Origin of the sequence: Halomonas sp. H10-9-1 (assembly GCF_040147005.1) — a bacterium.
Lineage (GTDB): Bacteria > Pseudomonadota > Gammaproteobacteria > Pseudomonadales > Halomonadaceae > Halomonas.
Window position 1 is genome coordinate 212,674 of the sequence record NZ_JAMSHO010000001.1, and the last position, 19,702, is coordinate 232,375.

15 protein-coding genes are annotated in these 19,702 nt (G+C 63.3%); 12 read left to right on the forward strand and 3 right to left on the reverse strand.

The window, feature by feature from the left end; all coding sequences use genetic code 11:
- Nucleotides 1-106: 106 nt before the first annotated feature.
- Entirely contained in the window at nt 107-970 is an 864-nt protein-coding gene (locus NFH66_RS01015) for a LysR family transcriptional regulator (RefSeq protein ID WP_349607630.1), read from the reverse strand.
- 262 nt (nt 971-1,232) lie between these two features.
- Here NFH66_RS01015 and NFH66_RS01020 point away from each other — a divergent pair, with 262 nt between their 5' ends.
- From NFH66_RS01020 to NFH66_RS01070, 11 genes are all read left to right on the forward strand, one after another.
- Nucleotides 1,233-2,693 carry a sodium:solute symporter family protein gene (locus NFH66_RS01020; protein WP_349607632.1) on the forward strand — a complete coding sequence of 487 codons (1,461 nt, stop codon included), beginning with the start codon at nt 1,233-1,235 and terminating at the stop codon, nt 2,691-2,693.
- Between the two features lie 388 nt (nt 2,694-3,081).
- Nucleotides 3,082-4,596, forward strand: a complete 1,515-nt coding sequence (nhaC, locus tag NFH66_RS01025) for a Na+/H+ antiporter NhaC (RefSeq protein WP_349607634.1) — start codon at nt 3,082-3,084, stop codon at nt 4,594-4,596.
- A gap of 92 nt (nt 4,597-4,688) precedes the next feature.
- Nucleotides 4,689-5,732, forward strand: coding sequence for a GlxA family transcriptional regulator (locus NFH66_RS01030; RefSeq protein ID WP_349607636.1), 1,044 nt, complete (start codon nt 4,689-4,691; stop codon nt 5,730-5,732).
- A gap of 285 nt (nt 5,733-6,017) precedes the next feature.
- Nucleotides 6,018-7,319, forward strand: coding sequence for a serine hydroxymethyltransferase (glyA, locus tag NFH66_RS01035; protein WP_349607638.1), 1,302 nt, complete (start codon nt 6,018-6,020; stop codon nt 7,317-7,319).
- A gap of 50 nt (nt 7,320-7,369) precedes the next feature.
- A complete protein-coding gene (locus tag NFH66_RS01040) occupies nt 7,370-8,620 on the forward strand; it encodes a sarcosine oxidase subunit beta family protein (RefSeq protein WP_349607639.1) in 1,251 nt (416 codons plus the stop codon).
- 12 nt (nt 8,621-8,632) lie between these two features.
- Entirely contained in the window at nt 8,633-9,007 is a 375-nt protein-coding gene (locus NFH66_RS01045) for a sarcosine oxidase subunit delta (protein ID WP_349607641.1), read from the forward strand.
- Nucleotides 9,004-12,042 carry a sarcosine oxidase subunit alpha family protein gene (locus NFH66_RS01050; protein ID WP_349607642.1) on the forward strand — a complete coding sequence of 1,013 codons (3,039 nt, stop codon included), beginning with the start codon at nt 9,004-9,006 and terminating at the stop codon, nt 12,040-12,042. The genes NFH66_RS01045 and NFH66_RS01050 overlap by 4 nt, the downstream gene beginning before the upstream one ends.
- A complete protein-coding gene (locus NFH66_RS01055) occupies nt 12,035-12,685 on the forward strand; it encodes a sarcosine oxidase subunit gamma (protein ID WP_349607644.1) in 651 nt (216 codons plus the stop codon). The genes NFH66_RS01050 and NFH66_RS01055 overlap by 8 nt, the downstream gene beginning before the upstream one ends.
- Before the next feature lie 164 nt (nt 12,686-12,849).
- A complete protein-coding gene (locus tag NFH66_RS01060) occupies nt 12,850-13,194 on the forward strand; it encodes a cupin domain-containing protein (protein ID WP_349607645.1) in 345 nt (114 codons plus the stop codon).
- 65 nt (nt 13,195-13,259) lie between these two features.
- Entirely contained in the window at nt 13,260-14,126 is an 867-nt protein-coding gene (gene purU, locus NFH66_RS01065; protein ID WP_349607647.1) for a formyltetrahydrofolate deformylase, read from the forward strand.
- Nucleotides 14,127-14,225: 99 nt separating this feature from the next.
- Nucleotides 14,226-15,605 (forward strand): L-serine ammonia-lyase, encoded by a 1,380-nt coding sequence (locus NFH66_RS01070; protein WP_349607648.1) that lies wholly within the window; start codon nt 14,226-14,228, stop codon nt 15,603-15,605.
- Between the two features lie 33 nt (nt 15,606-15,638).
- On the opposite strand, the gene hglS is transcribed toward NFH66_RS01070, so the two are convergent.
- Both hglS and NFH66_RS01080 read right to left on the reverse strand, forming a co-directional pair.
- On the reverse strand, nt 15,639-17,000 hold the full coding sequence (gene hglS / locus NFH66_RS01075) for a 2-oxoadipate dioxygenase/decarboxylase HglS (protein ID WP_349607650.1): 1,362 nt from the start codon (nt 16,998-17,000) through the stop codon (nt 15,639-15,641).
- 165 nt (nt 17,001-17,165) lie between these two features.
- On the reverse strand, nt 17,166-18,062 hold the full coding sequence (locus tag NFH66_RS01080; RefSeq protein WP_502878621.1) for a LysR family transcriptional regulator: 897 nt from the start codon (nt 18,060-18,062) through the stop codon (nt 17,166-17,168).
- 243 nt (nt 18,063-18,305) lie between these two features.
- Between NFH66_RS01080 and aptA the strand changes: the two genes are divergently transcribed.
- On the forward strand, nt 18,306-19,649 hold the full coding sequence (gene aptA / locus NFH66_RS01085; RefSeq protein WP_349607653.1) for an omega-aminotransferase AptA: 1,344 nt from the start codon (nt 18,306-18,308) through the stop codon (nt 19,647-19,649).
- The last annotated feature ends 53 nt before the right edge of the window (nt 19,650-19,702 follow it).

The following is a 19,702-nucleotide window of genomic DNA, read 5'->3' on the forward strand; positions in this document are numbered from 1 at the left end:
GCTCGCTTGGCGATGGGGTGGTGGGTAGCCATTAGAGAAGGCAGGTGGCCCGATAGGCGATCGTTATCGCTGTCGGGCCATCTGTCTTCGACGGTTCTGGGGTGGGCTAGATATTGGCGATTCCCGTCCTCAGGAAATCGAGTACATGGCGGGACGCCACATTCAACTCCGGCTCCTTGTAGTAAAGGCCGATGCAGACGCGCTCCAGGTCCGGGAGCGAATCCGTGTTGACGGCATGCTTGAGGTGGTCGGGAATGACGGAACCAGCCATCGCGGTGATGCCAAGCCCCTCCTCCACGGCCGAGAAGATGCCCAGCAGACTGGTGCTGGTATACATGAAGCGATAGGGGTGTGCCTGCCTCTGTAGCGCCTCCTCCATGATCGAGCGATAGACACACCCCTGAGGGTAGGCAATCAGCGGGAGCGGACTATCGGCGCCGCTGACAAGATGATCCTCCCTGAAGACCCACTCGAGTTTTTCCAGGCGATAGTCGCGAGAATTCCTGCCTTCATTCTCCTTCTCTCGCTCCATGGCCATGGCGATATCGTAGTGTCCCTTCTGGTAGCGCTGGAGGATGACCTTGCTGATCTCGCAGTCGACCTCGACGATGATATTGGGATAGACGCGGGATAGTTTTCGTAGCGCCTTCGGCAGGAAGGCCAGTTCGAAGTCGTTGGGAATACCCAGGCGTACCTTGCCCGAGATATTTTCGCCTCTTACCCTGGCGATGACCCGGTCATTGATCTCCAGTATCTGCCTGGCTGCCTTGTAGAGATACTCCCCATCCTCGGTGAGCTCCAGGCTGGAACCTCTGAGAAAAATCTTGGTGCCAAGAATCTCCTCCAATTTCTTGATCTGAAGGCTGATCGCGGGTTGTGATCGACCCAGTAGCTCGCCGGCGCTGGTAAAGCCACCGAGATCCTTGATGGTGACGAAGGTCCTCAGCAGGTCGGTGGGTATATTAGTCATTGTTGGCCCATTTCGATATCTGATGTGTGTATTGAGTATACAAATTGGCGCCTTCCATGTACGGAAAATACCTTGAAGGTGCAAAAGCGAAAACACCACAACGCTGCTGCCACACCAACAACAAGAGGTACAAGCATATGGATTCCTGGGTGTTGACCACCTTCCTGATACTGACACTCTATATGCTGGTCCATGCCGGCGCCGCCTATCTGCGGAGAGAGCTGAAAAGAAAGTCCACCAATGGATCGGCGAGGCGGTAATCATGGATTCCTACAAGCTGTTCAACTGGGGACTTCTGTTTCTCACCTTCGGCCTGATGATCTACCTGGGCTTCCTCTCCTCCAGGATGATGAAGAAGGGCGATGAAGGAGGCTTTCTCGTCGCTGGACGTTCGCTGGGGGCCTTCGTCGGCGCCAGTACCATCGTTGCCACCGGCTTCAGCGGCTGGGGCTTCATGGGCTCACCAGGCGTCACCTATCAGTTTGGCGCCATCGAGGTACTGGGCAATTTCTTCTTTGCTCCAGCGATGATGATCGCCGTGCTGTATTTCGCGAGCTTCCTGCAGCGCAAGGCCATCGATATGGGCAGCAACACGATTCCCGAGTATATCGCCCAGATTCATGGTGGTGGCAATATGGGCCGGCTCGTACAAGGGGTTGCGGCGCTTATTACCATCCTGCTGCTGCTGGTGTTCCTGACCAGCCAGATCAAGGCCGTCGGCCTGCTGGGGGCGAGCTGGCTGGGCATCGACCTGACCCAGAGTGCCCTGCTGATGGTCGGCGTCATCATCCTCTACACCATGCTCGGCGGCCTTGCCGCGGTGGCCTGGACCGATACCGTGATGGTCTGCGGCATGTCGGTTGCCGCCGTCATCATCATCGTGCAGATCTTCACGTCGATAGATCTGGGCACCTGGGAGGCGTCCCTCAATGCCATCGACCCGGAGCTTCTGAATCCTACCACCGGGGCCCACTATGGCGACAGCCCGGCGACGGTGTTCCTGGTGTTGCCTTATGCCTTCCTGTTTGCCGCGGTCCTGCCGTTCATGGCGATACGCTTCCTGGCCTTCAAGCCGGACGTCAAGTTGCACAAGGCGGGCGTGTACGTGGCTATCCTGGGGGCCCTGCTGAGTCTGGTGCCACTCGTCGGCCTCTACGTGAGGGTGCAGATGCCGGATCTGGCCGATCCGGACAATGCCATGCCGATCTATCTCGAACACTTCATGCATCCGGCACTGCAGGGCTTTATCACCCTGTTTATCCTGTTTGCCATGAAGTCCACCGCGAACTCGCTACTACATACCGTGGCCTCGGCGACCTCCCATGACCTGCGGCTTGCCCTGTTCAAGGACCTTGTCCATAGCCAGCGGCTGGTGCTGTGGGTCAATCGCTTGGCCGTCGTGGCTCTGGGTGTCGTCGCCCTGCTGATGATGCTCTACGCGCCGCCCTTCATGCTCTCCTGGCTGGGGATCCTCGGTACCGGCACCCTGCTGGCCAGCATGATCGGACCGGTATTCATCTCCACCTTCTGGCAGGGCTCTGCCTGGGGCGCCCTGGTCGCTATGCTGGCTGGCTTCGGTACCAGCGGCTACATGATGCTGTTCGCCGATGTGGGCTGGCTGATCGGGCCGCTGACGGGCTGCGTGGTCTCCTCGATCTGCTACGTGGGGGTATCGCTGGTGACGCCCCGTATCCGGCTGAGTGGTTCGGCGGCTCGCGCCTAAGCCCGCCTGTCCCATGTCATGGCGGCGCCCGCAGATTCTGCGGGCCCCTCTGCCTGCAATGTCGATCTGCCCATTTCTCGCGCTATTTGCGCACTATCTTCGGCGTTATATCGTCGGAAATATGCAAATATGCCTTGAAGCCAGGCAGTGACCGGGTCGCCCCATTTTTGCATATAGACGAACTATAAAGCCCATAGTATTCTGCTACTAAAGGTTAACAAGATTGCTCAATGTCTTCTTCCGTAGAGGAGGTGACGGCTTCGTTATTGATTTGTGTCGCATATGTTCAATTAACTTGTCATTGCTTTGGATATTAATGAGTAGCGCGGCAGCCGTAGTAAGGCCTGATGCTGGCTGCCAACAAGAATAACCATCCGGAGAAGGCGAGATGCTAGACACAACCAAGCCCCGCATCGGGCTGCCATGGGCTCTTCTGCCCATTCTTTTGACCTTTATCGTGCTGGGTATCCAGCTATTTGTTTTTGATACCTTCACGCCGCATGTCCCCTTGATCCTGGGCATCGGGTTTGCTGCCCTGGTGGGCCGCTGGAACGGCTCTTCATGGAAGGATATGCAAGAGGGCATGCTGCACGTGGTCAGCGTGGGCCTTCCGGCCATAGGTATATTGATCCTTGTCGGGATGCTGACCGGCGTGTGGATCGCCAGCGGTACGGTGCCCACCCTTATCTACTTTGGTCTCGAGCTGATCAGCCCGCAGCTCTTCCTTGCGGCAGCGGCGTTGCTTTGTGCCGTCGTGTCGGTATCCCTCGGTACCTCCTGGGGTACCGTCGGCACTGTGGGTCTGGCGCTGATGGGGATCGGTGCGGGGTTTGAGATTCCGGTTTACTGGACCGCGGGTGCCGTGGTGTCGGGCGCCTTCTTCGGCGACAAGGTATCCCCCCTCTCGGATACCACCAACCTCGCACCTGCCGTCACCGGTGTGAATCTCTTCGATCATATTCGCAACCTGGTTCCAACCACCTTGCCCGCCATGTTGATCGCCCTGGTGATCTATCTTCTGGCAGGCTTCAGCTTGGTAGGTGACGAGTCGGCCTCTCTCGCCAGGATCGCTTCCATCAACAGCGGTTTGACTGAAAACTTCGTACTCTCCTGGTGGACGGTGCTGCCCGTCGTGCTGGTCATCAGCCTCGCCGTCATGCGTATGCCGGCGATACCGGTGCTGTTTACCGGTGTCTTGCTGGGTGGCCTGACGGCATGGGTTTTCCAGGATGCCGCGCTGAAGCAGCTCTTCGCCTATGCCTTTTCCGGCTATGAGATTGCCACAGGGGTCGCGGAGATAGATGGCCTGCTCAACCGCGGTGGTATTCAGTCCATGACCTGGGTGATCACCCTTTTGCTGATCGCGCTTTCCTTCGGCGGTGTTCTTGAGAGCACGGGGTCGATGCGGGCGATTCTTGATGCAGTCGTCAAGCGCATCAACAGCTTTGGCTCACTGCAAAGCTCGGCAATTGGCAGTTCCATGGTGACGAACGTCGTCGCCGGTGACCCCTACCTCTCAATTGCGCTTACAGGCCGCATGTTCGGACCGGCCTATCGCGGCATGGGCTATTCGATGCTCAATCTATCTCGTGCCACCGAAGAGGGCGGCACCCTGGTCTCCCCTCTGATACCGTGGAATGCTGGTGGTGCCGTGGTTATCACCTCGCTGGGGCTTGGCGTCTATAGCGGTAATCCCGTCGACCTTCTTTATATCCCTCTGGCTTTCGCATGCTGGCTCTCTCCGCTTATCGGCGTGCTCTATGGATGGACTGGATGGTTCTCGCCTCTGGCAAGTGATCAAGAGAAGCAGGCCTGGAGAGAGCAAGGCGAGGAGGTCATGGAGTTCGATACCTGGGGCGAAGATAGCGCGCGCTTTAATGCGGATGTTTATCGAGTCAACTAAGATCATTTCTGTGATAGCGAGGCCCGAGCTTCGATAGGGTATGCTGACAAGAAGGAATCGAATTCTCGGGCTATCGCACGGTGTCGCCAGACATGACCCTCAACCCCGCAACTCAAGGTGTTCCCCTCACCATCGGCTTCGTCCTGCTTCACCGTTTCACCCTGATGCCCTTCGCCGCCTTCGTCGACTGCCTTCGCCTGGCCGCCGACGAGGGCGACCGTAGTCGGCAGCTGCGCTGTCGCTGGACCTTCATGGCCAGCAACAGCGAGGCGGTGCTCTCCAGCAGCGGTGCGGCCATTTCGCCCTGTGAGCCTTTCAGCGACCCGAGAGAGTTCGACTATATCGTGGTCGTGGGGGGCGTTCAGGCGGAGGGCGACCGGCAGGATAGTGCTGCCCTGGCCTACCTGCGTGAGGCGGCCGGTGCCGGCGTTCCGTTGGTGGGGCTGTGTACCGGGGTGTTCGCGCTGATCCAGGCTGGCCTCATGAAGGGGCGGCGCTGCTGCGTCAGCTGGTATCACCATCGCGACATGGTCCAACGTTTTCCGGCCATCGAGCCGGTGGCCGACCGACTGTTCATCGATGACGGTGACCGGTTCACCTGCGCCGGCGGTGCCGCCGCGGCCGACCTGGCCGCCTATCTGATTGAGCGCCACCTAGGCAAGGCCTGGGCCATGAAGAGCCTGAATATCATGCTCCTCGACGAGGCCCGGGCCGGTACCCATCCTCAGCCTCAGCCGGTGGTGTTCGGCAAGATCGAGGACCGTCTGGTTCGCCGCGCCATCGCGGTGCTCGAACAGCATCTGGGGGAGGCGCTGTCGATGGAGGCGCTGGCCGAGCGGGTGGGCACCTCGCGCCGTAACCTGGAGCGGCGGTTTCGCGATACGCTTGGCGTCAGTCCGCTCAAGTTCTCCCGGGACCTGCGTCTGCGTTACGGCCTCTGGCTGCTGCACTACACCGGCAAGAGCATCACCGAAATCGGCGAGCGCTGCGGCTTTGCCGATACCGCCCACTTCTCGCGCCACTTCCGCACCGCCTTCGACGCGACGCCGTCGGAGATGCGCAAACGTGCCGTTGAGCCGGGCGGTGACCGGGTCGACCCCTTCTTTCTGCATATCGACGGCCGGCCCGTGCCTTGAGTCCTCGGCCACCCTCCAGGTTTTTCGCCTCCTCACGCTTTCAGTAAGCACGCCGCAGCCTGCCGTTTCCCGCCGCTCTAGTGGTGGCCAGCCTGCCTCGGCGTTCAGAAATCCTGTCGCATCCGTTCAATCCCTCCCCGTCGCAGTCGTCTTTAATCGAGTGGTATGCCAGACGCGCAGCGTGGTGGTTATCCACGCATAAGGATTTCAAATTTTTCCTTCTGATGGGTAGGCGATAGATTCGAGGTACACCCTGCCCGACATCGACAACAACAGGAGCAACTCATGAACCACGCCTCTCTCACCAGCTACGATTCCCAGATCGCCGCTGCCGTCGCCGACGAGGTGGCCCGCCAGGAGGCCCATGTCGAACTGATCGCCTCCGAGAACTATGCCAGCCGCGCGGTGATGGAGGCTCAGGGCTCCCAGCTGACCAACAAGTACGCCGAGGGGTATCCCGGCAAACGCTACTACGGCGGCTGCGAGCACGTCGACGTGGTGGAGCAGCTGGCCATCGACCGCGCCTGTGACCTGTTCGGGGCCGACTACGCCAACGTCCAGCCGCACTCCGGTGCCCAGGCCAATGCCGCGGCCTTCATGGCGATGGTCAATCCGGGCGACACCGTGCTGGGCATGAGCCTGGCCCACGGTGGCCACCTGACCCACGGGGCCGCGCCGAACTTCTCGGGCAAGCACTACCACGCCGTGCAGTACGGCCTGAACCCGGAGACCGGTGAGATCGACTACGAAGAGGTCGAGCGCCTGGCCAGGAGCCATAAGCCGAAGATGATCATCGCCGGCTTCTCGGCCTATGCGCGTGTCGTCGACTGGCGCCGCTTCCGCGCCATCGCCGACGAGGTGGGAGCCTGGCTGATGGTCGACATGGCCCACGTGGCCGGCCTGGTCGCCGCCGGCCACTACCCGAGCCCGATTCCCCACGCCCACGTGGTCACCACCACCACCCACAAGACCCTGCGCGGCCCGCGTGGTGGCCTGATCCTCTCTGCCTGCGGCGACGAGGCGCTCTACAAGAAGCTCAACGGTGCGGTCTTCCCGGGCCAGCAGGGCGGCCCGCTGATGCATGTCATCGCCGCCAAGGCGGTGGCCTTCAAGGAGGCCATGAGTCAGGAGTTCGTGCAGTACCAGCGGCGCGTCATCGACAATGCCCGCGCCATGGCCGGTGTGTTCCTGGAGCGCGGCTATGACGTCGTCTCCGGCGGTACCGACGACCACCTCTTCCTGGTCTCGCTGATCAAGCAGGGGGTCACCGGCAAGGACGCCGACGCAGCGCTGGGCCGTGCTCATATCACCGTCAACAAGAACGCCGTGCCCAATGACCCGCAGAGCCCCTTCGTCACCTCCGGCCTGCGCATCGGCACCCCGGCGGTCACCACCCGGGGCTTCGACGAGGCGGAGTGCAGCGACCTGGCAGGCTGGATCTGCGACATCCTCGATGTGCTGGCCGAGCAGGGCAACACCGACGCCGTGGAGGCCGAGGTGCGCGAGAAGGTCGCCGCGCTGTGCGCACGCCACCCGGTCTATGGCGACGCCGCCTCCGACGCTGTACGCGAAACCGCTACCGCCTGAACCCGTAAAGGATCGGCCCCGCTCGGCGGGGCCGGCCGAGGAGGAAGAACATGCAACGTTATTCAGGCTTTGGACTGGCCAAGCACGCGCTCAGCCACCACGAGAACTGGCAGCGCCAATGGCGTAACCCGACGCCCAAGAAACAGTACGACGTCATCGTCGTCGGCGGCGGCGGCCATGGCCTGGCCACCGCCTACTACCTGGCCAAGAACCACGGCATCACCAACGTGGCAGTGCTGGAGAAGGGCTGGCTGGGGGGCGGCAATACGGCGCGTAATACGACGATCGTGCGCTCCAACTATCTGTGGGACGAGGCGGCACGCCTCTATGATCACTCGCTGGATCTGTGGAAGGGGCTGTCCCAGGACCTCAACTACAACGTGATGTTCTCCCAGCGTGGCGTGATGAACCTGGGGCACACCCTGCAGGACATGCGTGACATCCAGCGCCGGGTGCATGCCAACCGGTTGAACGGTATCGATAGCGAAGTGATCTCCCCCGAGCAGATCAAGGAGATCGTGCCGATCATCGACACTTCCAAGCGCGCCCGCTACCCGATCCTCGGCGCCTCCTGGCAGAAGACCGCCGGTGTCGCACGTCACGATGCGGTGGCCTGGGGTTTCGCCCGGGCGGCGGATGCCCTGGGGGTGGATATCCTGCAGAACACCGAGGTCACCGGTTTCAAGATTCGCGATGGCCAGGTGTATGGCGTGCATACCAACCGCGGCGATATCGAATCCAAGACCATCGGCTGCGTCACGGCGGGCAACTCTGGCGTGGTGGCCAAGATGGCCGGCCTCACGCTGCCGCTGGAGTCTCATCCGCTGCAGGCGCTGGTCTCCGAGCCGCTCAAGCCGGTGCTCGACACCGTGGTGATGTCCAATCATGTGCATGGCTATATCAGCCAGTCCGACAAGGGTGACCTGGTCATCGGCGCCGGTATCAACGGCTACCTTGGCTACGGTCAGCGCGGCAGTTACACCACCGTGGAGCACACCCTGCAGGCCATCGTCGAGATGTTCCCGATCTTCTCGCGGGTGCGCATGAACCGTCAGTGGGGCGGCATCGTCGACACCTGTGCGGATGCCTGTCCGATCCTCTCCAAGACCAAGGTCAAGGGGCTGTTCTTCAACTGCGGCTGGGGCACCGGTGGTTTCAAGGCGACACCCGGCTCCGGGCATGTGTTCGCGGCGAGCCTCGCCAAGGGCGAGATGCACCCCATCGCCGCGCCGTTCTCCATCGATCGCTTCAATACCGGTGCCCTGATCGACGAACATGGCGCCGCCGGCGTCGCGCACTAAGGAGATAACAACATGTTCTATATCCATTGCCCTTATTGCGACGAATACCGCGACGAAGAGGAGTTCGCCCCCAAGGGCCAGGCGCATATCGCCCGTCCCGAGGACCCCGAGTCCTGCACCGACGAGCAGTGGGGGGCTTACCTGTTCTTCCGTGACAACCCGCGCGGCATCCACCACGAGCTGTGGGTGCACGCGATCGGCTGCCGCAAGTTCTTCAACATCACACGTAACTCGGCGAGCTACGAGATCCTCGAGACCTATCGAATGGGTGAGCAGCCTCGCTTCAGCGCCGAGCATCCCGAGGGCAAGTCCGCCGAAACAGTGGCGGCCGAAAAGGTTGCCGCCGAGGCGGGAATGGTCGCAGGTCAGGAAGGAGTCAAGGCATGAATCAGCCGAATCGTCTTCGCCAGGGTGGACGCATCGATCGTTCTCGCCGGCTGAGCTTCACCTTCAACGGCAAGCGCTATCAGGGCCATGCCGGTGACACCCTGGCCTCGGCACTGCTGGCCAATGGGGTGGATCTCGTCAACCGCAGCTTCAAGTACTCGCGTCCGCGCGGCATCGTCGCCGCCGGTGCCGAGGAGCCCAATGCGCTGGTCCAGTTGGGCAGCACCGAGGCGGCCCAGGTGCCCAACGTGCGGGCCACCCAGCAGGCGCTCTTCAACGGCTTGGTGGCGCGCAGCACCAACGGCTGGCCCAATGTCCAGCGCGACGCCATGAGCCTGGTCGGCAAGCTGGGCGGCCGCTTCATGCCACCTGGCTTCTACTACAAGACCTTCATGGCTCCGGCCTCCATGTGGATGACCTACGAGAAATATATCCGCAAGGGCGCGGGCCTGGGTCGCAGTCCGATGGAGAACGACCCCGACAGCTACGACCACCTCAACCAGCACTGCGACCTGCTGGTGGTCGGTGCCGGCCCCGCGGGCCTCGCCGCCGCACTGACCGCGGCGCGTGCCGGTGCTCGCGTGATCCTGTGCGATGAGCAGGAGGAGATGGGCGGCTCGCTGCTCGCCAGCCGCGAACTGCTCGACGACCAGCCTGCCGCCCAGTGGGCCGAGCGGGTGATCGGCGAGCTGGCCGAGAACGACAACGTCACCCTGCTGGCCCGCACCACGGCCAATGGCTACCATGACCACCACTTCGTGACCCTGCACGAGCGGCGTACCGAGCACCTCGGTGAGACCGCGCCGACGGTCGACGGCTACCGGCCCTCGCGCTCACGCATGCATCGGGTGCGGGCCGGCCAGGTGCTGCTCGCTACTGGCGCTCATGAGCGGCCGTTGGTCTATGGCAACAATGATGTGCCGGGCAACCTGGTGGCCGGCGCGGTCTCCACCTATATCCGCCGCTACGGCGTGGTGCCGGGCAACCGGCTGGTGCTCTCCGTCAGCAACGACCACGCCTACCGCGCCGCCCTGGACTGGAATGAGGCCGGCCGCGAGGTGGTGGCCATCGTCGACGCGCGCCGCAACCCGGACGGCGAGCTGGTCGAGCAGGCCCGGGCCCGCGGCATCCGCATCATCGAAGGCGCGGCCGTGATCGAGGCCCAGGGCGACAAGCGCGTCAGCGGTGCCCGTGTGGCGACCATCGATGCCGCGGCCTTCAAGGTCACCGGCCGGGCCGAGCTCCTGGCCTGCGACACCATCGCCAGCTCCGGCGGCTACAGCCCGGTGATCCACCTGGCCTCCCACACCGGTGCGCGGCCCACCTGGGACGACCAGATTCTCGGTTTCGTGCCCAGCCTGGTGAAGGGCGTGCACGCCGCCGGCAGCGCCCGTGGCGTGCATGACCTGGCCGAGGGCCTGGCCGATGGCGCGGCCAAGGCGTGCGAGGCGCTTGCCGCGCTGGGCAAGGCCGCCAGCGCCATCGAGCCGCCCCGGGTTGATGCCATCCGCGAAGGCCAGGCCTGTGCCCTCTATCAGGTGCCTCACGAGAAGCCGACCCTGCGGGCGCCCAAGCAGTTCGTCGACATGCAGAACGACGTCACCGCGGCGGGCATCGAGCTGGCCACCCGCGAGGGCTTCGAGTCCATCGAGCACGTCAAGCGCTACACCGCCATGGGCTTCGGCACCGACCAGGGCAAGCTGGGCAACATCAACGGCATGGCCATCGCCGCGCGCTGTCTCGGCAGGTCGATTCCCGAGGTGGGCACCACGGTGTTCCGGCCCAACTACACACCGGTCACCTTCGGCGCCATCGTCGGGCGTCACTGCCGTGAGCTGTTCGACCCCGAGCGCTACACCGCCCTGCATCAGTGGCATGTGGAGCATGGCGCCGAGTTCGAGGACGTCGGCCAGTGGAAGCGCCCCTGGTACTTCCCACGCAAGGTCAACGGCAAGCTCGAGACCATGGATGAAGCCGTGGCCCGCGAGAGCCTGGCGGTGCGTACCGGCGTCGGCATCCTTGATGCCTCCACCCTGGGCAAGATCGATATCCAGGGGCCGGATGCCCGGGAGTTCCTCGGTCGCGTCTATACCAACAAGTGGGCCAAGCTGGCACCGGGCCGGGTGCGCTACGGCCTGATGTGCAAGGACGACGGCATGCTGATGGACGACGGTACCACCAGCTGCCTGGGCGAGAACCACTTCCTGATGACCACCACCACCGGCGGCGCCGCCGGCGTGATGGAGTGGCTGGAGCTGTGGCACCAGACCGAGTGGCCGGAACTGCAGGTCTATTTCACCTCGGTCACCGACCACTGGGCGACCATGACCGTGACCGGCCCGGACGCACGCAAGCTGCTGTCCGAAGTGACCGACATAGATTTGGACAAGGAAAGTTTCAAGTTTATGGACTGGTGCAGCGGCAAGGTGGCCGATGTTCCGGCACGGGTGTTCCGCATCTCCTTCACCGGGGAGCTGGCCTACGAGATCAACGTGCAGGCCAACTACGCCATGCACGTCTGGAAGACCCTGTTCGAGCACGGCAAGAAGTACAACCTGACGCCCTATGGCACCGAGACCATGCACGTGCTGCGTGCCGAGAAGGGACTGATCATTGCCGGTCAGGATACCGACGGCTCGGTGACCCCCGAAGACCTGGGCATGGACTGGGCGATCGGCTACGACAAGCCGTTCTCCTGGATCGGCAAGCGCGCCCTGACGCGTCCGGACACGGCGCGCAAGGACCGCAAGCAGTTCGTGGGGCTCAAGCCCGTCGACCCGAAGGTGGTGCTGGAAGAGGGCGCTCATATCGTCGTCGACAAGGACCAGCCCATTCCCATGGACATGCTGGGTCATGTGACCTCGAGCTATTACAGCCCGAACCTGGAGAGCGGTTTTGCTCTGGCAGTGATCAAGGGCGGTCGGGACCGCATGGGCGAGAAGCTCTATGTGCCGATGCCGGACGGTCAGGCCCATGAGGTCGAGGTCGTCAGCCCCGTATTCATCGATCCCAAGGGAGAGCGTCAGCATGTCTGATATCACTTACGGCAAGGTTGCGACCTTCAATACCCATCCGGACGCCTCGATTCCCAAGGAGTCGCCGCTGTCCGTGGCATTCAACATGGGCAGCGTGCCCGCCGCGACATCCGCCAGCCGGATCCTGCTCAAGGAGCAGGCCTTCCTGGGCCATCTGATCCTGCGCGGTGGTGCCATCGTCCTCGATGAAGCCGTACGCCAGGTGCTGGGCATCAGCCTGCCCGGCCAGCCCCTGGGGTTGGCGCTGGATGCCAGCGGCGAGCGCTCGATCCAGTGGCTGTCGCCGGATGAGTGGCTGGTGATCGTGCCCGGTGGCGAGGAGCTCGACGTCGAGCAGCGGCTGCGCGACGCCCTGGGCGATGCCCACTATGCCATCGTCGATGTCAGTGGCGGCCAGACCCTGGTCTCCCTGGAGGGGGAAAAGGCCCGCGAGCTGCTGATGAAGTCGACCAACTACGATGTCCACCCGAGCAACTTCCCGGTGGGCAAGGCGGTCAGCGTGGTGTTCGGCAAGTCGAGCCTGATCCTGCGCCGTCCCAGCGAGGAGCGCTATGAGCTGGTGCTGCGCAGAAGCTTCGCCGACTACCTCTATCGCTGGATCCTGGACGCCGGCGCCGAGTATGGCATTGGTGTGCAGCGTTAGGAGCCGTGTGGTGAGCAAGGCCGCTTCTCGTTTGTTCTGCAGGGAGGCTCGTTCTGCAGGGAGGCTCGTTGTTCAAGCATGCTGCATCACGAGCCGAGGAGCGGCATAAGGGCATGTCTCCATGATGTGCAACAAGATCAACAATATCGCTTAAAGGAAGAACAATGACTGACAAGATCAAGGTACTGCGTGACGCACAGCCGGACGTGCTGCTGGATGCCAGCTCCTGGGAAAAGCTCTCTGGCGATCCTCATACCGTCAACCTCAACGCCTACGCGTCAGAGGACGGGACCAAGACCATGGGCACCTGGATCTGTACCCCGGGAAGATGGGCAGTGAACTACAACAAGTGGGAATACTGTGACTTCCGTGAAGGGTACTGCATCCTCACCCCGGAAAATGGCGAGCCGATTCACCTGAAGGCGGGTGACATCTTTATCGTCGAGCCCGGTTTCAAAGGCACCTGGGAAGTCGTCGAGACCGTTCGCAAGTATTTCGTGTTTGCCTGATCGCATGAGCGGCAATTGTCGCGCCGAGCCAGGCGCTCGGCGCGATAAACAGAGGAGAGAGGATGATGGGGCCCAAGAAAAGCAACTGGATTCTGGTGGCTCAATGTCCGAGCCGACTCGGCACCGTGGACGTGGTCACCCGCTTCCTCAAGGAGCGTCGCTGCTACATTACCGAGCAACACTCCTTCGATGATCGGCTGAGCGGATGCTTCTTTATCCGCACGGAGTTCAGGCCGGAGGAAGAAGAGTTTGAGGCCGCGAGCTTCGAGTCCGGCTTCGCCGAGCGTGCCGCCGAGTTTGGCATGACGTTCGAGCTGACACCGCCAGGCCGGCGGATGCCGGTGGTGATCATGGTCTCCAAGGCCGATCACTGCCTCAACGACCTGCTCTACCGCTACCGTATCGGCCAACTGCCCATCGATATTCGCGCCATCGTCTCCAACCATCCGGACCTGGCCCCTCTGGCGGAGTGGCACGGCATCCCCTACCACCACTTCCCGATCACGCCGGATACCAAGCCCGAGCAGGAGGCCCAGGTGTGGCGGGTGGTCGAGGAGACGGGGGCGGAACTGGTGATCCTCGCCCGCTACATGCAGGTGCTCTCGAGCGACATGTGCGAGAAGCTCAGCGGCCGCGCCATCAACATCCACCACTCACTGCTGCCCGGCTTCAAGGGCGCCAGACCCTATCACCAGGCCTATGAAAAGGGCGTCAAGCTGGTCGGAGCCACCGCTCACTACATCAACGACGACCTGGACGAGGGCCCGATCATCACCCAGGGCGTGGAGCCGGTGAGCCACGCCGACTACCCGGAAGACCTGGTGGCCAAGGGGCGCGACGTCGAGTGCCTGACCCTGGCCCACGCCGTGGCCCTGCATGTGGAGCGCCGTGTCTTCCTGCATGCCAGGCGCACCGTGGTCTTCGACCGCTAGGTATTTCTGCGAGTGCGTATTGCGTGGGAGGCCGGCTTTGCCGGGCGAATGGCGCCGTCAGGCGCCCATCGATGAATCCAATAACAAGGTCATTACATCATGCCAATCAGCGTCTTCGATCTGTTCAAGGTCGGCGTCGGGCCGTCCAGCTCGCACACCGTGGGCCCGATGCAGGCCGCCTGCAACTTTGTCGCCGAACTCGAGGCCAGGGAGCTGGTTGAGCACACCCGGCGCCTCGAGGTCGAGCTCTATGGTTCGCTCTCCGCCACCGGCATCGGCCATGGCACCGACCATGCGGTGATCATGGGCCTGATGGGCGAGCGACCCGACCAGATCGACCCGGATGTCATCGCCCCGCGGATCGAGGCCCTCAAGTCCTCGGGTACCCTGCATCTGGCCAGCCGCCATGATGTCGCCTTCGACTGGCAGCGCGACATGCGGCTGCTCGAGGAGAGCCTGCCCCAGCACCCCAACGCCATGCGGCTGCTCGCCTATGGCGACGGGGGCGAGCTCTACCGCAATACCTACTACTCGGTGGGTGGCGGCTTCGTCATCGATGAGGCCCAGTCTGCCGAGGGGGTGCTGGATACCGACCACACCGAGATCCCCTATGACTTCCAGACCGGCGACGAGCTGCTGCGCATGTGTCGCGACAGCGGCCTGCGCATCAGCGAGCTGATGCTGGAAAACGAGAAGGCGTGGCGCAGCGAGGCGGAGATCCGTGAGGGTCTGCTGACCATCTGGACGGCGATGCAGGCGTGCATCGAGAAGGGCATGGAAGCCGAGGGCGTGCTGCCCGGCGGGCTCAACGTCAAGCGTCGCGCCAGGAACCTGCACCAGCGGATGCTGGCCAGCAAGGACGACCACTCGCTGATCGCCTCCACCATGTCGGCCATGGACTGGGTCAACCTCTATGCGCTGGCGGTCAACGAGGAGAACGCCGCCGGCGGGCGCATGGTCACCGCGCCCACCAACGGCGCGGCGGGCATCATCCCGGCGGTGCTCCAGTACTACATGCAGTTCCGCCAGGGCGCCAATGAGCGCGACGTGGTGGACTTTCTGCTGGCCGCCGCCGCCGTGGGCATCCTGTGCAAGAAGAACGCCTCCATCTCAGGCGCCGAGGTGGGCTGCCAGGGCGAGGTGGGCTCGGCCTGCGCCATGGCTGCCGCCGGCCTCACCGAATTGATGGGTGGCAGCGTCGACCAGGTGGAGAACGCCGCCGAGATCGGCCTGGAACACAACCTGGGACTGACCTGCGACCCGGTGGGGGGCCTGGTGCAGGTGCCCTGCATCGAGCGCAACGCCATCGCCTCGGTGAAGGCGATCAACGCCGCCCAGATGGCCCTGCGCGGCGATGGTGAGCACTTCATCTCGCTGGACAAGGTGATCCGCACCATGCGCGATACCGGTGCGGATATGCAGGAGAAGTACAAGGAGACCTCGAAGGGTGGGCTCGCCGTCAGCGCCATCGAGTGCTGACTCTCCCACCGCCGTGCTGCCGGTGGGCCTGACTCAGGAGGCCAGCGCCTGCAGCACGGCGTCGCGGCTGGCGCGTTCCCGCTCGGCGTAGAGCGCCAGCTCGTCGGCCACCGGGGCGCCCAGTGCCGCCTCGAAGGCCGCGCGGTTGGCATTGCCGGCGTAGGCACCGTTATCCCCGCCACCCAGGTTGGACTGGAAGATGCCCGCCGCGCTGACCGGCAGGAAGTCCTCGTAGGTGATCGGCCGTGCGCTGACCAGTCCACGTTCGATCAGCGTCTCGAGGTCCGGTTCGGCGACCTTGTCCGCGGCACGACCGGCGTCGGTCAGGCGGTATTCGAAGAACGCCAGCCCCTGGCGGCGCAGCGCGCTCTCGTTGTCGGGGAAGTCGGCGAACACCTCCGCCAGTCGCTGCTGGTGAGTCGCGTTGTCGCCGCCGGTACTCCGCTCGCGGCTATGGGTCAGCAGGCGGTCGTAAAGCTCGCGGCCACGAGGCGTAAGCGCCACACCGCGCTGCTCGATCTCACCGAAGCGGGCGGTGTGCGTACCGGCCTGCTCCCCGGCGAAGCGAATCGTCTCCTCCAGCGCGGTAAAGCTGGTCTGACGCAGCAGGATCGGGCAGTCGCGGCGCGGCGGGCCCTCGATCACTGCCTTGGGGTTCATGCCGGCAGCCGGCATGCGCCGCTGGACCTCGTCGATATCCAGGGTGCGCGGCGTCAGGTGGTTGATATGTGGCCCGCGGAAGCAGACCACGTCGGCGATCAGTCGATGCTCGGCGTGCAGGGCCTCATAGGTGGCGAGATCCACGGTGGCATCGCGGTGCCAGCGGAAGGTCTCCAACGCCTCGGCGACAAAGCGCTCGGCCTGCTCGTCGCTGAGCCCGCCCTGGGCCTCGCTGAGGGCGATCAGCTCCCGTGCGCCGGGGGTGAAGATGTCACGTTCGGCCAGGATGGCCGCCGCTCGCTCGCGCAGCGCCTGACTCTCGATCAGCTCCAGGCGCAGCAGCGAGGTGAAGATGCGAAACGGGTTGCGCGAAAGGGCCGCATCATCGACCGGGCGAAAGGCCGTGGAGTGTACCGGCACCCCGGCCTCGGAGAGGTCGTAGTAGCCCACCGGGTGCATGCCCATCACCGCGAACAGGCGGCGTAGCATGCCAAGCTCCTCGGCGCTGCCGACACGGATGGCGCCGTGACGCTCGACATCGAGGCGCGCCAGCTCATCGGCCTCGGTCAGTCGTTCGGCCAGCGCCGGGTTCGCCTCCAGCGTCTCGCGGTTCACCTGCTCCACCAGCTCCAGCAGGGTGGTGTACTGCGGCACCTCGTCTTGATACATGGCCGACATGGCGGCGGCGAAGCGGTGACGGATCTCATCGGGGGAAATCAGGGATGCCTGGGTCATGGAGTCTGTCTCTCGGGTTGTGGATCAGGGGAGTCGGGCTGTGCGAGGTGTCTAGGGTAAGTGTCCATTCTTGCACTGGAAACGGAGGCTTTGAAGGTTCGCCATTTAAAGCCGACTACCACGTTCTTATCTGCCTGGACCCTGTGTTCAGCCACCCCAGCCCGGTTATCTCTGCACCAGCCTGATCAGCTCCTCGAGATAGCTCTCCAGCACGAGATTGGGCGGTGCGCCCTTGCGCGTAATGGCGCTGTAGTGGGTGCAGTAGCGCCACCTCTCGGGGCACAGGGCGCGCATGCGCCCCTCGCGGACCCAACCTTCCGCGTAATGGGTCGGCAGGTAGCCGATAAAGCGGCCGGAGAGGATCAGGAAGGCGATGCCTTCGCGGTCGCTGGCCGAGGCTGCCTCCTTCAGCGGCTCATGAACTTCCTTGATCTCGGGAGTCTGGGCGTAGGCGGGGACCACGGCATCGTGGTCGGCCAGAGCCGCCTCGTCGATACCTTCCACATCGAACAGTGCATGCTCATTGGAGCAGTAGAGACGCGACTCCTCGGCGTAGAGCGAAAGATAGTGAAGCCCCGGGAGCACCTTGAGATCGGGAATCACCCCGGTGTGGAGTCGGCCGTCGAGCACCGCGAGCTCGATATCGCTGGGGGGAATCATGCGGATATTGATGCGTACCTCGGGGCCGCGCTCCTTGAGTGCACTGAGCGCATCGGTGATATGCATCTCGGGCATTGTCACCAGGTTGTCGGTGATGCCGATGTTGAGCTCGCCCTTGAGCTGGGCATGCAGGCCGTTGACTCGGGTGCGAAAGCCTTCCACGGCGGCGAGCAACTGCAGGGTCGATTCATAGACCTCGGCGCCTTCGTCTGTCAGGGCGAAGCCACTGCGCCCGCGTTGGCAGAGACGCAGGCCTAGCCGTGTCTCCAGGTCGTTCATCGCCATGCTGATGGCGGCGCGGCTGATACCCAGTGCCACTTCGGCGGCAGAAAACCCTCCGCACTCCACCACCTTGCGGTAGATCCGCAGCAGGCGTAGATCGGTGTCTCCGAGCTGGCCCATGGGGGTATTCCTGCGCTGGGTCATCGCGCTCATCCTCTGGTGGTCGTGCTTCCGCGGCCGTGCGGTGGTGGTCATGCGGCTGGTGGAGTGTAAGTTAACCAATCGCTTGCATGAGATTAAATACCTTATAGTTTAACTAATGCAAACAGAGGGCTAGCTTGAACCCTGTACCTAGGTCGATGCCGGCCGCGACATCGCTCTCGATATCTGCCGCCGATACCTACAATAAGGGAGGCTAACGCCATGACCGCACAGCAGTTTCGCCACGCCGCCGGCTTGAGCGCCGAGCAACTGGATGCCTACTGGATGCCCTACACCGGCAACCGTCAGTTCAAGCGCGACCCGCGGATCATCGTCGGCGCCGAGGGTAGCTACCTGATCGATGCCGATGGCCGTCGGGTCTTCGATAGCCTTTCCGGACTATGGACCAGCGGTGCCGGTCACTCTCGCCCCGAGATTGCCGATGCCGTCAGCCGGCAGCTGCGCGAGCTGGACTACGCCCCGGCCTTCCAGTTTGGCCACCCCAAGGCCTTCGAGCTGGCCCATCGCCTGCGTGAGTTGACCCCGGCCGGGCTGGACCACGCCTTCTTTACCGGCTCCGGCTCCGAGAGCGCCGATACTTCCCTGAAGATCGCCCGTGCCTACTGGCGCAAGAAGGGCAAGCCCACCAAGACCAAGCTGATCGGCCGGGCCAAGGGCTATCACGGCGTCAACTTTGGAGGCATCAGCCTGGGCGGCATCGGCGCCAACCGCGCCCTGTTTGGCCAAGGCGTAGAGGCCGACCATCTGCCGCATACCCTGATGGCCGAGAACGCCTTTACCCGCGGCATGCCCGAGCGCGGTGCCGAGAAGGCGGAGGAGTTGCTGGAGCTGATCGCCCTGCATGATGCCTCCAATATCGCCGCGGTTATCGTCGAGCCGCTGGCCGGCTCCGCCGGGGTGCTTCCGCCGCCCAAGGGCTACCTGCAGCGCCTGCGTGAGATCTGCGATGCCAACGATATCCTGTTGATCTTCGACGAGGTGATCACCGGCTTCGGGCGCATGGGCGCCATGACCGGTGCCGACGCCTTCGGGGTGGTACCCGACATGATGAACTTCGCCAAGCAGCTCACCAATGGCGCGGTACCCATGGGCGGTGTAATGGTCACCGGCGAGATCTACAACACCTTCATGGAGCAGGGTGGCCCCGACTATATGCTCGAGCTGCCCCATGGCTACACCTACTCCGGCCATCCGGTGGCCTGCGCCGCGGCCATGGCCTCCCTGGATATTCTGGAACAGGAGAATCTTATCGAGCGGGTACGCCAGATGAGTCCTGTCTTCGAGGACGCCCTGCATAGCCTCAAGGGGACTCGCTATATCAGCGATATTCGCAATTACGGCCTCGCCGGTGCCCTGCAGATCGAGCACTACCCCGGCGAGCCGGCCCGCCGCCCCTTCGAGATCGCCATGAAGTGCTGGGAGAAGGGCTTCTATGTGCGTTATGGCGCCGACACGATTCAGCTGGGCCTGCCCTTTATCGTCGAGAAAGAGGAGATCGATCGGGTCGTCAATGTGCTTGGCGAGGTCATCGGCGAGCTGGATTGAGCCTTTTCCGCGACGGAATCTTTCCCACATATGCGACGTCAACTACTTTGGCC